Annotated in this window: 15 protein-coding genes; 10 read left to right on the top strand and 5 right to left on the bottom strand. The window is 63.5% G+C overall.

The features are described 5' to 3' along the window. Positions 1 to 20: 20 nt before the first annotated feature. The gene (gene gluQRS, locus BVH74_RS01950; protein WP_080048454.1) at positions 21 to 911 is read right to left on the bottom strand and encodes a tRNA glutamyl-Q(34) synthetase GluQRS; all 891 of its coding nucleotides are present in this window, start codon (positions 909 to 911) and stop codon (positions 21 to 23) included. A 71-nt stretch (positions 912 to 982) separates the two neighbouring features. Then, entirely contained in the window at positions 983 to 1,426 is a 444-nt protein-coding gene (gene dksA / locus BVH74_RS01945; RefSeq protein WP_080048453.1) for an RNA polymerase-binding protein DksA, read from the bottom strand. A gap of 199 nt (positions 1,427 to 1,625) precedes the next feature. On the opposite strand from dksA, the gene BVH74_RS01940 reads away from it, so the two are divergent. Both BVH74_RS01940 and sfsA read left to right on the top strand, forming a co-directional pair. Further along, positions 1,626 to 2,804, top strand: coding sequence for a pyridoxal phosphate-dependent aminotransferase (locus BVH74_RS01940; protein WP_080048452.1), 1,179 nt, complete (start codon positions 1,626 to 1,628; stop codon positions 2,802 to 2,804). After that, entirely contained in the window at positions 2,804 to 3,505 is a 702-nt protein-coding gene (gene sfsA, locus BVH74_RS01935) for a DNA/RNA nuclease SfsA (RefSeq protein ID WP_080051587.1), read from the top strand. The genes BVH74_RS01940 and sfsA overlap by 1 nt, the downstream gene beginning before the upstream one ends. 4 nt (positions 3,506 to 3,509) lie before the next feature. On the opposite strand, the gene BVH74_RS01930 is transcribed toward sfsA, so the two are convergent. Together BVH74_RS01930 and BVH74_RS01925 are read right to left on the bottom strand one after the other, a co-directional pair. Next, positions 3,510 to 3,863 carry a Rieske (2Fe-2S) protein gene (locus tag BVH74_RS01930; RefSeq protein WP_080048451.1) on the bottom strand — a complete coding sequence of 118 codons (354 nt, stop codon included), beginning with the start codon at positions 3,861 to 3,863 and terminating at the stop codon, positions 3,510 to 3,512. 39 nt (positions 3,864 to 3,902) lie between these two features. Next, the gene (locus tag BVH74_RS01925; protein ID WP_080048450.1) at positions 3,903 to 6,113 is read right to left on the bottom strand and encodes a TonB-dependent hemoglobin/transferrin/lactoferrin family receptor; all 2,211 of its coding nucleotides are present in this window, start codon (positions 6,111 to 6,113) and stop codon (positions 3,903 to 3,905) included. A 106-nt stretch (positions 6,114 to 6,219) separates the two neighbouring features. Here BVH74_RS01925 and BVH74_RS01920 point away from each other — a divergent pair, with 106 nt between their 5' ends. The 8 genes from BVH74_RS01920 to BVH74_RS01885 are packed head-to-tail and all read left to right on the top strand — an operon-like array spanning position 6,220 to position 12,609. Further along, positions 6,220 to 6,903 (top strand): energy transducer TonB, encoded by a 684-nt coding sequence (locus tag BVH74_RS01920; RefSeq protein ID WP_080048449.1) that lies wholly within the window; start codon positions 6,220 to 6,222, stop codon positions 6,901 to 6,903. 35 nt (positions 6,904 to 6,938) lie between these two features. Beyond that, entirely contained in the window at positions 6,939 to 8,012 is a 1,074-nt protein-coding gene (locus BVH74_RS01915; RefSeq protein WP_080051586.1) for a hemin-degrading factor, read from the top strand. Beyond that, complete coding sequence (locus BVH74_RS01910; protein WP_080048448.1) at positions 7,999 to 8,664, top strand: MotA/TolQ/ExbB proton channel family protein; 666 nt, start codon at positions 7,999 to 8,001, stop codon at positions 8,662 to 8,664. The genes BVH74_RS01915 and BVH74_RS01910 overlap by 14 nt, the downstream gene beginning before the upstream one ends. After that, positions 8,661 to 9,068, top strand: coding sequence for an ExbD/TolR family protein (locus tag BVH74_RS01905; protein WP_080048447.1), 408 nt, complete (start codon positions 8,661 to 8,663; stop codon positions 9,066 to 9,068). Before BVH74_RS01910 ends, BVH74_RS01905 begins: the two co-directional genes overlap by 4 nt. Then, the gene (locus BVH74_RS01900) at positions 9,061 to 9,927 is read left to right on the top strand and encodes a heme/hemin ABC transporter substrate-binding protein (protein ID WP_080048446.1); all 867 of its coding nucleotides are present in this window, start codon (positions 9,061 to 9,063) and stop codon (positions 9,925 to 9,927) included. Before BVH74_RS01905 ends, BVH74_RS01900 begins: the two co-directional genes overlap by 8 nt. A 9-nt stretch (positions 9,928 to 9,936) precedes the next feature. Further along, entirely contained in the window at positions 9,937 to 10,983 is a 1,047-nt protein-coding gene (locus tag BVH74_RS01895; RefSeq protein WP_080048445.1) for a FecCD family ABC transporter permease, read from the top strand. Next, a complete protein-coding gene (locus tag BVH74_RS01890) occupies positions 10,983 to 11,744 on the top strand; it encodes a heme ABC transporter ATP-binding protein (RefSeq protein ID WP_080048444.1) in 762 nt (253 codons plus the stop codon). Before BVH74_RS01895 ends, BVH74_RS01890 begins: the two co-directional genes overlap by 1 nt. A 4-nt stretch (positions 11,745 to 11,748) precedes the next feature. Continuing rightward, a complete protein-coding gene (locus BVH74_RS01885; RefSeq protein ID WP_080048443.1) occupies positions 11,749 to 12,609 on the top strand; it encodes a ChaN family lipoprotein in 861 nt (286 codons plus the stop codon). On the opposite strand, the gene BVH74_RS01880 is transcribed toward BVH74_RS01885, so the two are convergent. Beyond that, the gene (locus tag BVH74_RS01880) at positions 12,588 to 13,241 is read right to left on the bottom strand and encodes a TetR family transcriptional regulator (RefSeq protein WP_080048442.1); all 654 of its coding nucleotides are present in this window, start codon (positions 13,239 to 13,241) and stop codon (positions 12,588 to 12,590) included. The genes BVH74_RS01885 and BVH74_RS01880 overlap by 22 nt on opposite strands. Positions 13,242 to 13,274 lie beyond the last annotated feature (33 nt).

Genomic DNA, 13,274 nt, shown 5'->3' with positions numbered 1-13,274 from the left:
GCACCGGCTTGCCAAGGGCATTACTCGCTGAGGTCGGGCAATTGCTGGAGGGCCGGGAGACGTTCAGGCTGCCAGTGGACGGTAGCCCAGCCGAGCAGTTCGTTGATATCGGCCCTGGCCAGTTCGGCTGGCGGCTCCTGGGCCAGCACCTGGAGCGCACGGAACAGGGTGGCCGGCGCCTGTTCGGCGGCCAGCGGCGTCGAGGTAAGGCGCTTGCTGAGTTTTTCACCGTCCCGGCGCATTGCTAGCGGAATATGCAGGTGGCGTGGCGGGCGGGCGCCTAGTAACTGGTACAGCCAGAGCTGGCGAGGGGTCGAGTCGAGCAGGTCGGCACCGCGCACAACATCGCTGACCTGCTGGGCGATATCGTCGGCGACCACGGCCAGTTGGTAGGCGATGATGCCGTCGCGGCGGCGAATGATGAAGTCGCCGACCTCGGTTTGCAGGCGCTGGGTAAAGAGGCCCTGCAGGCGATCGATGAAACTGAGCGGGTGGTCATCGACCTGAACACGAATGGCCCGGTCGGCAGCAGCGGATAGCTGCCGCTGGCGACAGGTGCCTGGATAGATGCCCGCATGAACCTGCAGTTCACGCCGTGAACAGTCGCAGTAGAACGCCTGGCCGGCAGCGAGCAGTTGGTCGATTAGTTGCTGGTAGTAGTCCGTGCGCTGGCTTTGCCAGAGTACCGTGGCATCCCAGTGCAGGCCGTAGGTGTCCAAGGTCTGCAGAATCTGATCGGCCGCCCCGGGCAGGTTGCGGGGCAGGTCGAGATCCTCGATGCGCACCAGCCACTGGCCGCCGGCCTGGCGGGCATCCAGATAACTGGCCAAGGCCGCCAGCAGCGAGCCAAAGTGCAGTTGGCCGCTGGGGGTGGGGGCGAAACGACCGATATAAGCGGGGGTGTTCGGCATTACTGAGCCGCGAGAAAAAGTTTACCGATGAGCCGGCAAGTGGGCTCATCGGTGTGGCGCGGTGGGCTGGCTTAGCCGCCGATCTGCTTTTCCTTGATTTCTGCCAGGGTCTTGCAATCGATGCACAGCGTCGCGGTGGGACGTGCTTCCAGGCGACGAATACCGATTTCAACACCGCAGGAATCGCAGTAGCCGTAGTCGTCTTCCTCAATGCGCTGCAGGGTCTGATCGATTTTCTTGATCAGCTTGCGCTCACGGTCACGGGCACGCAGTTCCAGGCTGAACTCTTCTTCCTGGCTGGCGCGGTCGGCCGGGTCGGGGAAGTTGGCGGCTTCGTCCTGCATGTGATGCACGGTGCGGTCAACTTCTTCCATCAACTCCTGTTTCCAGTTGTTGAGAATGTCAGCGAAATGCGCAAGCTGCCGCTCGTTCATGTATTCCTCACCCTTTTCTTCCTTGTAGGGTACGAAACCACGGATCAACATAGAGTTCTTCTGTTTGGCATTACTGGGCATGAGAACCGCCTCACTTTTTGCTCGATCGTCCTGTGCCAGGCGCCTTGTTCTGGGCGCCTGCGGGGGTTGCGGCCACTGGCTGCAAGCGGGCAAAGCTACCAGAACCTGTGCCCCCGCGCTACTGTTTGCCGCCAGATGGTTTGACTGGTGCGTGGCGGGTATCATTCGGGTTTTACCCTGTCTGATGGCGGAGAACAACATGCAGCAGCATAACTGGGCGCGGCGGGTCCAGGATATTCAGCCATTTCATGTGATGGCGGTGCTGGCCCGGGCCAAGTATTTGGAGGCTCAGGGCTGCGACGTGATCCACATGGAAATCGGCGAGCCGGACTTTACTACCCCGGAGCCGATTATCCGTGCCGGCCAGAATGCGCTGGCCGCTGGGCATACCGGCTACACCCCGGCGCTGGGCTTGCCGGCGCTGCGTGAAGCCGTGGCTGGGCTGTATGCCCGGCGTCACGGTATCGATCTGGACCCGCGCCGGGTGATCATTACTCCAGGTGGCTCGGCTGCTTTGCTGTTGGTCAGTGCGCTGCTGGTCGAACCGGGTCAGCAGGTGCTGATGGCCGATCCGGCCTATCCTTGCAACCGGCATTTCCTGCGTCTGGTCGAGGGCCGTGCGCGGTTGATTCCGACCGGCCCGCAAACCGCTTACCAACTGACTCCGGAACTGGTTGAGCAACATTGGGATGCTGATTGTCGGGCGGTTCTGGCTGCATCTCCAGCCAACCCGACTGGCACCCTGCTCAGCCGCGCGCAGTTGGCGGCGTTGGCGCAGACCACCAGACGGCTGGGTGGGACCCTGATTGTCGATGAGATCTATCACGGTCTGACCTATGGCTGCGAGGCCAGTTCGGTGCTTGAAGTAGCCGATGACGCCTTTGTGCTCAACAGTTTCTCCAAATATTTCGGCATGACCGGTTGGCGGCTGGGCTGGCTGGTGGCGCCGGAGGCCGCGGTGCCGGAGTTGGAAAAGCTGGCGCAGAACCTCTATATCTGTGCGCCGCACATGGCCCAGCAAGCCGCCTTGGCGGCCTTTGGCGAAGACAGTCTGACCATCTGCGAGCAGCGCCGTGAAGCTTTTCGCCAGCGCCGCGACTTCCTGCTGCCGGCCCTGCGTGAGTTGGGCTTTGATATTCCACTGACCCCGGACGGGGCCTTCTATCTGTATGCCGATATGCGCCGGCTGGGTGGCGACAGTGATGCCCTGTGCCGGCATCTGATCGAAACCGAGCATCTGGCGATCACCCCAGGTCTGGATTTTGGTCAGTATCGTGCCAGTGAGCATGTGCGCTTTGCCTATACCACCTCGGTGGCGCGGCTGGAGCAGGCGGTGGAGCGGCTGGCGCGCGGGCTCGGGAACTGGCCGGGATGCTGATTGCGTTCGATCCGCCGCTGCTGGGCGGGGTGCTGTTGCGCCGGTACAAGCGGTTTTTTGCTGATGTGCGCCTTGACGACGGGCGTGAGCTGACCCTGCACTGCCCCAATACCGGCTCCATGCTCAATTGTGGTGAGCCGGGCAGCCGAATCTGGGGCAGCGTGCAGCCGCGTCCAGGGCGCAAGTTACCGGGCACCTGGGAACTGGTGGAAACCGCGCCAGGAGTACTGGCCTGCATTCACAGTGCCCGGGCTAACAAAGTGATCGAAGCTGGCTTGCAGGCCGGGCTGATCACACCGCTGGCCGATTATCCGCAGTGGCGCCGGGAGGTGCGCTTGCCCGGCAGCAACAGTCGTTTCGACTTTCTGTTGAGCGGGGCGGGTGAGTGCGTGGTTGAGGTCAAAAGCGTGACCCTGGCAGTCGGCGAGGGCGTGGGTGCCTTTCCCGATGCCGTCAGTCTGCGTGGGCAGAAACACCTGAGTGAGCTGGTTGAGGTGCTGGCCAGTGGTCGCCGGGCCTGTCTGCTGTTCTGCGTCATGCACTCAGGCATTGAGCGGGTGCGGCCGGCCGATGAGATCGATCCGGTTTATGGGCAGTTGCTGCGTGAGGCGGTGCAGGCGGGTGTCGAAGTTGTGGCCTGGTCAGTGATCCCAGGTCCGGAAGGCCTGCGCGTGGCGGGAGCTCTGCCGGTTGAGCTTTAAGCTACTAATCGGTGTTTGCTTCGATCAGCCATACCTGCCCACCGTTGATACGGCACGGCAACTGGCGCAGAAACTGGCCGCTGCAGGGGCCAGCGACACATTCGCCGGTTTCCGGCAGAAACAGCGCGCCATGGGTGGCGCACTGGATCAGTCGGCCGGAGTGGTCGAGAAAACTGTCCGGAGTCCATTCCAGTGGGATGCCGCGGTGTGGGCAGCGGTTTTCGTAAACGAACACCTGCTGGCCCTGGCGCACTGCGAACAGGGCCTGACCCTCATGCATCAGGCCCTTGCTACCCGGGTCGGGTAACTGGTCCAGGTGGCACAGCGGGGTGGCAGGGGCGTGGGCATTATTGGTCATGCGCCAATTATCCCTGCCACCCCAGCACCTGGCTAGCCCTTAGAACTCCCAGATCAGGTTGACTGCGGCATGCCGACCCGGCTGGGTGTAGCGAGCCAGGCCGGGTGTGCTGTCAGACAGACTGCGCACATCGCTCCAGTGCCAGTATTGCTTGTCGGTCAGGTTGTAGACCCCGGCGTTGACGGCGACGGCGTCGGTTACCTGCCAATAGCCGATCAGATCCAGCAGGCCGTAGCCCTGGGTTTTGAACGGATTGCCGTTGGTTTGGGTTTCGTCGATCCGCGACTTGGCGGCGACGGCAGTGAGGATCAGCTCGGCGCCGTAACGGCCATTGGGTTCATCGTAACCGAGCCCGACCACCGCCTTGAGTGGATCGATGCTGTTGAGCGGCTGACCACTGGAATCATCCTTGCCACGGGCCCAGGCCATGCTGGCGCGTGTGCGGCTGCCAAGCGGCAGGCCAAGATGGTCCAGGTACAGCTCGCCGCGTGCCTCGGCGCCGTAGATGGTGACCTTGTCGAGGTTGACGTACTGGAATTCGCCGAACGGGAAGCCGGGGACACTGGAGTCGCGGCGTACCTGTTCGATGAAGTCGTCGTAACGGTTGTAGAACAGTGCCAGGCCGAAGCTGCCCTGGGCGTACTCCCCGCGCAGCCCCAGTTCATAGCTGTCGCTGGTTTCGGCCTTGAGCTTGGGGTTGGCGATAGTGCGGTACATGCCCGGGTTTTCGAACTCGCCGAAGATGTTCACCGGTTGCGGGGCGCGGAACCCGGCGGCGTACTGGGCATAGACGCTGTGGGCGTCATCCACGGCGTAGATGATGCCTAACTTGGGTGACAGTGCCGAGTCCTTGTAGCGCGGCGGGTTGGGGTCAGTGGCGGCGCTGTTGAGATACTGCTGGGTGACGTGCGGCTTCATCTCGTAGCGGTCGTAACGCACCCCAGGGGTCAGGGTCCAGCGACCGAGGCTGATGGTGTCCTGGGCGAACAGGGCGTATTCCCAGACGGTTGGATCGGGGAAGTCGCTGGTCGGTGCGATCGGGGTGCTGATGCCGGTCGCCAGCACGGTTTCCTGGCCCTTGCGCAGATCGGCGCTCTTCAGACGTTTGAGATCGGCGCCGTAGATCAGCCGGTGGTTGCTATCGGCCCAGGTGAAGTCTCGTTCAAGCTGGGTGTTGAAGGCCCAGAGCTTTTCTTCGTAATAGGAGTCGCGGCTGCGGAAGGTGGGCTGGCCGCCGACCACCCGGTCCTGGAAGGTCTGTTGGCGGGTCTGGCTGTCCTGATGACTGAGCTGCCAGCTCAGGCGGTCGGCAAAGCCCAGGCCCAGATCCAGGTTGTGCTGCAGGCTGAAGCGTTCACGATCAACCCGGTCCCTGGCGTCCGAGCTGCGAATGGTGGCGGTGTCGCTGTACTCGCTGAGTACCCGGGTGTCGGTGGTGTCGCGGAATTTTTCGTAGGTTAGTTGCAAGCGACCGTTCTCGCCGTAATCCCAGCCCAGTTTGCTCAGCAGGTTGTCGGTGGTGTAGTCGACCGGGTTGGCCTTTTCCCGTTCGCTGCCAATGCCGCCGCGGCCGCCGTAGGTAGCTGTCTCATCGCCGGTGCGTCGGCCCAGATGCAGCAAGGCGTCCCACTGTCCACGGCGTCCAGCCAGGGTGGCGCTGCGCAGCCAACTGCTGTCGGAGCTGTCGTAGCCCGTCTTGAGCCGGCCATAGCTGTCATCCCCTGCGCTCAGGTAGTCGCCGGCGTCCTTGGTCAGGAAGCTGACGGCACCACCAATGGCATCGCTGCCATAGAGCGAGGAAGCCGGGCCGCGAATGATTTCCACCCGCTTGACCGTATCCAGATCCACATAGTTGCGTCGGGCACTGAGGAAGCCGCCGAAGTCGAAGGCGTCCGGCACCCCAATGCCATCGACCTGGGTCAGGACCCGGTTGCCGCCGATCCCGCGAATGCTGAAGCCGGACAGGCCGAAGCGACTACCGGTACCGCTGACCGAGACGCCTGGTTCAAAGCGCACCAAGCCCTGAATGTCCTTGATGTTCTCCCGATCGATCTGTTGCTGGTCGACCACGCTGACGCTGCCGGCTACGTCGCCCAGGCGCTCTTCCTGGCGGGTGGCGGTGACGGTCATGGTGTCGAACTGGCGTGCCGCGCTTGGGGTCGGGGTGTCAGCCAGAGCTGGCAGGCACAGGGGCAAAGCCAGCAGGGCCCAAAGTTGGCGAGCCAGCGGTTTGTGCGGATAGGGGGGCATGGCGTACTCCTTGTTGTCGCTTGCAGATGTTATGGGGGTTGGCAAAACGGTCAGAATTGAATAATAATCTTTATCTAAATGCAAATGATTATTATTTGGTAGAGAGATGAGCCTAACGTATGGCCGGGTACTGAGGCACTGGGGCGTCTGGGTGCTGGTGTCGCTGTTGGTGCATGGCCTGTGGTTGCTCGGCAGTCGAGAGTCGGGGTTGTCGGCGCTGCCGGCTCCGGCGCCCACAGTGCTGAGTCTGGGGCTTGCTCAGCAACCCCGACCGGCTCCTGAACCTGAGACCAGGCTTGAGCCTGCACCAGTTGAGCCGGCGCGAGTGGCCACGCCGCCGAGCCCGCCCAAGCCAGCAACCAAGCCACCAGACCCGGTGGCCACGTCGCCGGTGGCTCGGGCCGAGCCAGCAGCGCCACCGCAGGCATCGGCAGTCGCCAGTGCGCCATCGGCGCCTGCGCCGGCCGCGGCAAATCCGCCGGCGCGAGTCGAGCCCGCGCAGAGCGAGCCGGTGATTACCCAGTCGCCGCGCTATGCCGAGCCTCCGGCCCGCCCGACCTACCCGGCACTGGCCCGGCGCCGGGGCTGGCAGGGTGAGGTCTGGCTGGAGATCGAGGTCGGACCTGAGGGGCGTAGTGCCGAGCCGGTGCTGTTGCGCTCATCTGGATTTGAATTGTTGGACAAGGCTGCACTTGAGGTAGCCCGCCAGTGGCGCTTCGTTCCGGAGCAGCGCAATGGGCGGCCGGTAGCCACCCGGGTGCGGATTCCAGTGCAGTTTGCATTGCGCTAGCCATGTCGGCTGGCGCACGTTTCAAGGGGAAGAAAATGAACATGATGACGCAACAGGCAACACCGGCCTTCGCCGGACAAGACCTGCTTGATGCCTGGCAGCAACTGCGCGAAAGCCAGCCGCGCCTGCGCATTCGTGAGGCGGCGGTCCATCTGAATGTCAGTGAGGCTGAGCTGCTGTATGCCTCGCAAGGCGAGCGGGTGGTACGCCTCAAGCCCGATTGGACGGCGCTGATGGAGGCCTTGCCGGGTATGGGCGAGTTGATGGCCCTGACTCGTAATGATTACTGCGTACATGAGCGCCACGGGCGCTACGACAACATTAATCTCAGCCGCAACGGCCAGATGGGCCTGGTGGTCAATCCGGACATCGATCTGCGTCTGTTCATGACCGATTGGAGCAGCCTGTTCGCGGTCAGTGAGCCGCTGGCCGACGGCAAGTGGCGGCGCAGCCTGCAGGTGTTCGACAGGTACGGTCAGGCTGTGCACAAGATCTACCTGACCGATGCCTCCGACCTGCTGGGCTGGGTGCGTCTGACCGAGCAGTTGCGTGATGACAGTACCGAGGCGCTGGCTATTGAACAGCGGCCGCTGCCGCAGTTGCCGCGCGCCGACGCTGAGGTCGACCAGCCAGCGCTGGCCAGTGACTGGGCTGCGCTCAAGGACACCCATCATTTCTTCGCCATGCTGCGCAAGCACCAGCTTACCCGGACTCAAGCTCTGCGCCTGGCTGGCAGCGAGTGGGCTGAACGGCTGGCGCCAGGCGCACTGGTCGAGAGTCTGGAACGGGCGGCCGAAACCGGTCTGGAAATCATGGTGTTCGTCGGCAACCCGGGCTGTATCCAGATCCATACCGGCCCGGTCAAGCGTCTGGTGCGCACCGGCGAGTGGTTCAACGTGCTGGATCCGGCCTTCAACCTGCACCTGCGCGATGGTGCCATCAGCGAGTTGTGGCGGGTTCGCAAGCCGACGGCGGACGGCATAGTGAGTTCGCTGGAGGCCTACGACAGCCAGGGTGAGTTGATCGTGCAGCTGTTTGGTGCGCGCAAGCCGGGCAAACCGGAACTGTCAGCCTGGCGCGAACTGGTGGAAAGCCATGTGGCCGCTTGAATTGCCGAGCTGGTTCCTGGCCCAGGGCGCAGTGGCCTGGCCGTTGCTGATGTGCTCAATCCTGACCCTGGCCCTGCTGCTGGAGCGGGTGGTCACCCTGGCCGGCATGCCGGGCCTGGGCGAGCGCGACTGCCGTGAGGCGGCGCGTCAATGCCGGGATTGCAGCAGTAACGAGCCGGACGCTGCGCGGTTGGGTTGGCGGCATGGCGTCTGCCTGCTGCGCGTACATTCCCACCTGCCCAGGGGGCAACGTGAAGAGTTGCTGGGCGTCTGGCTGGTACATGTGCAGCAGCGGCTGCAGCGGCGCTTGCGCTTGCTGCAGTTGATCGGGGTACTCAGTCCGATGCTTGGGCTATTGGGTACCGTGCTGGGCATGCTCGGCATGTTTCAGGCGATTGCCGGTGATGGCGGTCCGGTCACGCCGGGGGTGTTGGCTGATGGCCTGTTCCAAGCGCTGTACAGCACTGCCTGGGGGTTGCTGATTGCGTTGCCGGCACTGGGCGGCGGCCAGGCTTTGGGGTTGTGGAGCAGCAGCTATGTTGAACGACTGCAACAGTTGCTCAATCGCTGCATGCTGGCCATGGATGGACTGGAGCCGGATGCGGTGGTTGGTGCCAGTCCGCTGTCCGGGTCGCAGCTGGTGAACGCATGATCCGCTTGCCCGAGCCACCAGCCCAGAGCAGCCTGTTGGCTGACCTGACACCTTTGCTGGATGTGATTTTCATTGTTCTGGTGTTCTTTCTGCTGACGGCGCAGGCGCCGCTGCTGCAGGTGCCGCTGCAACTACCGGACAGCCAGGACGCTAGTCCCGCTGCCGCTGACAGCGCCCAGCGTCAGCAACTGGCTCTGTTTGCCGATGGCGCCTGGCAATTGGCCGAGCAGCGTTATCCCGATTGGCCAAGCCTGCGTGAGGCGCCAGCGCTGCAAACGCTTGAGGCGCTGGATATCGCCGTCGAGCGTAGCGCCATGGCCGATGACCTGTTGCGTCTGCTGGCCTGGCTGAGTGCCCAGGGCATCACCGATACCCGTTTGTTGATGGAATCTGCCGATGAATAAAATTTTAGTGGGGGCCTGCCTCTGGCTGTTGGCCTGGCCGTTGCTGGCTGAATCCCGGAGTCCGCGGCTGATCAGTGCCGGCGCCAGTATTACCGCGATTTTTCAGGCGCTGGAGCTGATGCCGCAATTGGTCGGGGTCGACAGCACCAGCCTGCCATTGCTGGGCGATCAGGCGCCGGCGAATATCGGCTATCCACGGCAGATTAGCGCCGAAGGGCTGCTTTCGCTCAATCCTGATGTGCTGATTGGCAGCGAGGAAATGGGCCCGCCGGCAGTATTGGCTCAGTTGCGCTCGGCCGGGGTTGAAGTGCTGGTGCTGTCGGCCGAGCCCAGCCTGGAAACGCTGTTGGCCAATATCACCGCGCTGGGGCAGCGTTTCGATCGCGAAGCTCAGGCCGCGCGTTTGCGGCGAGATCTGGAGTCGCAACTGGCATCCTTGCCGCAGGTGCCTGAGCCGCAACCGCAGGCACTGTTTCTGCTCAGCCACTCGGCCGGCAGCCTGCTGGTGGCTGGTTCACGCACGGCTGGTGACAGCCTGGTACGGCTGGGCGGCATGCACAACCCGATGGCCAGCCAGTTCTCCCAGTATCGGGCGCTGTCGGCCGAGGCCTTTATCGGCTTGGCGCCGGTCTGGCTGCTGACTACCTCGCAGAGTCTCGAGATGGCGGGCGGTGTCGATGGGCTGCTGGCCTTGCAGCCAACCCTGCGAGCCACTCCGGCCGGCCGCCTGGGTCAGGTGTTGGGAGTGGATGGAGCGCAGATGGTGGGTGGTTTCAGTCCGGCCATTGCTGATACCTTGTTGCAATTGCGGCAAGCGGCGCTGAGCGTCGAGCCGCGTCGTCAGGCCCGGGTCGACTAAGGACGTTTCATGGATTCCGCCCACCGGCTGCGGCCGGTCATTATGCTGTTGCTGACAGCTTTGCTGCTGTTGGCGTTTTTGTTGTCCCTGGCACTCGGTGCGGTGGCGATTCACCCACTCGACACCGTGCGCGCGCTGGGCCGTATGCTTGGCCTCAGTCAGGTTGCGCCGGAGACCGCGCTGATCATCGAGCACATTCGCCTGCCACGGACTCTGATGGGATTGCTGGTGGGCGCGACCCTGGCCCTGACCGGTGCGGTGATGCAGGGGTTGTTCCGCAACCCACTGGCTGATCCGGGATTGATTGGGGTTTCCAGTGGTGCGGCGCTCGGTGCGGCACTGGTCATCGTGCTTGGCAGTTGGCTGCTGGCCAGCCTGCCGGCCAGTTGGATGCCCTATGCCACGGTCGGCGGCGCCTTCATTGGCGGGGTGATTACCACCTTGCTGGTCTATCGCCTGGGGCAGACCGCTCAGGGCACATCGGTGGCCAGCATGCTGCTGGCCGGTATCGCGATTGCCGCGATCAGCGGCGCCTTCATTGGGTTGCTCAGCTACATCGCCGACGACACCATGCTGCGGACTCTGACTTTCTGGAACATGGGCAGTCTGGGCGGCGCCAACTTTGAGCGGGTAGGGGTGCTGGCACTGTGCTGCGCGCTGGTCTGGTGGCGCTTGCCGCGTCAGGCCAAGGCGCTCAATGCGCTGCTGCTGGGTGAGTCGGAAGCCCGACATCTGGGTGTCGATGTCGAGCGGGTCAAGCGTGAACTGATCCTGTTGACGGCGCTGGGGGTCGGGGCCTGTGTCGCCGCCGCCGGGCTGATCGGTTTCGTTGGCCTGGTGGTGCCACACCTGGTGCGATTGATGCTGGGGGCTGATCATCGGCGGGTCATTCCGGCCTCGATGTTGCTGGGTGGAGGCTTGCTGTTGCTGGCCGATGTGGTGGCCCGGCTGGTGGTAGCGCCGGCCGAGCTGCCGATTGGGATCCTGACTGCGCTATTGGGCGCGCCGTTCTTCCTGATGCTGTTGATGCGCGCTCAGCGCCGGGGAGGGCTGTGATGTTGAAGGCTTCGCAACTGGCCTGTGCCCGGGGAGGCTGTCGGATTCTCGAGGGGATCGACTTCACCCTGGCTGCCGGCGAAGTAGTAGCAGTACTGGGTACCAACGGGGCGGGCAAAAGCACCTTGATGGCAACCTTGACCGGTGAGCTGCCGATCGCTGCTGGCCGGGTCGAGCTGGCTGGTCGGCCCCTGGCTGACTGGCCGGCGAGCAAACGGGCCCAGGCCCTGGCGGTGTTGCCGCAATCCTCGACCCTGGCGTTTCCATTCAGCGCCGAGGAAGTAGTCGCCATGGGCCGGCTGCCGCACCACAGTGGCCTGGAGCGCGATCGGCAGATCATCGAGCAGGCCATGCAGGCGGCTGATGTCGCCCATCTGCGTGGGCGCAATTACCTGACCCTGTCTGGCGGCGAGCGCCAGCGCGTGCATCTGGCCCGGGTGCTGGCCCAGATTTGGGAGACCGAAGGCGCCTGTCTGCTGCTGGACGAGCCGACCGCTTCTCTGGATCTGGCCCATCAGCAACTGACCCTGGCTCAGGCGCGTGGCGTTGCCGAGCGTGGCGGCGCCGTGCTGGTGATTTTGCACGACCTGAATCTGGCGGCCCGCTTTGCCGACCGTATCCTGTTGCTGGATCGTGGTCGCATGCTGGCGCTGGGCAGTCCCTGGGAGGTGCTGGAGGCCGAGCGGATTCGCACGGTGTTCGGGGTCGAGGTACTGGTGCAGCCGCATCCGCAGCAGAACTGCCCGTTGCTGATTATCTGAGGTGATGATGAAAGCATTGTTTACTGTGTTTGCCCTGTGGTTGCTGACGGTCACGGTGCAGGCCGCACTGCCGGACTGGCAGGCACCGCGTGGGCTGGAGGATCCGCATCTGGGCCAGGTGCTGGATACCGCGACGGGTGAGTGGCTGGCGCCCGGGCAGTTGCTGGAGCGGCTACTGGAGGCTCCGTATGTGCTGGTCGGCGAGAAACATGACAATCCAGATCATCATGCCGTGCAGCTCTGGCTGCTGGAGCAGTTGCAGGCCCGCCGGCCGCAGGGGGCACTGGTAATGGAGATGCTTGGCCCGCAGCAACAGGCAGCGGTTGATGAGCAGCAAGGACGGATGTTGCCGGAGGATGCGGCACTGGTGCAGGCGTTGGACTGGAACCCTGGCTGGGACTGGCAGCACTATGGCCCGTTGGTGCGCTGGGGGTTGGCTGTGCCGCAGCGTCTGTTGGCGGCTAACCTCGGCCGTGATGAGATGAGTGCTCTGTATCGTCAGCCACAGCCGTTGTCCGAGGTTTACCGGGGCGAGACTCGTGAGACGCTGGCGCAGATCATGCGCGAGTCGCATTGCCACAAGCTGCCGGAAACTCAGGTACCGGCCATGCTGGCGATCCAGCAGGGCCGTGACCAACGTATGGCCGAGGTGTTGCAGGCGGCACCGACCCCGGCTCTGCTCCTGGCTGGTGGCTATCACGTACGCAAAGATCTGGGGGTGCCGCTGCACTGGGCTGGGGCTACCGCGCCGCGGGTGCTGATGCTGGTGGAGGCCGGGAGCGCTCTGCCGGACGAAGCTCAGGCCGACTATGTGTGGCTGACCCCGGCGACCGAAGAGCAGGACTACTGCGCCGGGATTTCCTGAGTTGTGAGCAGTGCCGGGCTGAGTCTGAGCATGTCGATGCAGGCGCAGGCCAGCGCGTCGGCGCGTGCGGCCAGACTCAACTGGTTGGGGGTCATCAGCCAGTGATAGATGATGCCACTTATGAATCCGCTGAGGGTAAGACTGGCGCTTGGAATATCCAGTGTCTTGGGTAACTGGCCTTTGCTTACCGCATTGAGCAGCGCCAGGCTGCAGTGCTCGAGATGGGTTTCGTACATGGTTTGCAGGCGCCGATAGAGTTCATTGTTCTGCTGGCTTTGCTCGCAACGCAGAAACAGAATTTCATGAACGCGCCGGTTGGACGGGTCCTTTTCCACGCGCTGGAATATCTGGCTGATCAGCTCCTGCATGCGACCCAGGGGGTCGGGCTCGTCAGCGCTGCGGGTTGTTTCACCAAGTGGGTCGAGCGGTGTGATCATGCGTTCGAGCAGTGCATCGAGCAGGTCCGACTTGTCCTGAAAGTGCCAATAGATGGCGCCACGGGTTACCCCGGCGGCTTTCGCTACATCGCTCAGTGTGGTGCTGGATATGCCTTTCTCATGGAAACACTGCTCAGCCGCATCAAGGATACTGAACCGGGTTTCCATGGCCTCTTCTTTTGTTCTACGGACCATGGCCTGCTCTCTGGAAGTCGGGTATCAACAGCC

It is taken from the genome of Halopseudomonas phragmitis (genome assembly GCF_002056295.1).
GTDB classification, from domain to species: domain Bacteria; phylum Pseudomonadota; class Gammaproteobacteria; order Pseudomonadales; family Pseudomonadaceae; genus Halopseudomonas; species Halopseudomonas phragmitis.
This window is presented reverse-complemented; position numbering and strand designations above follow the sequence as displayed.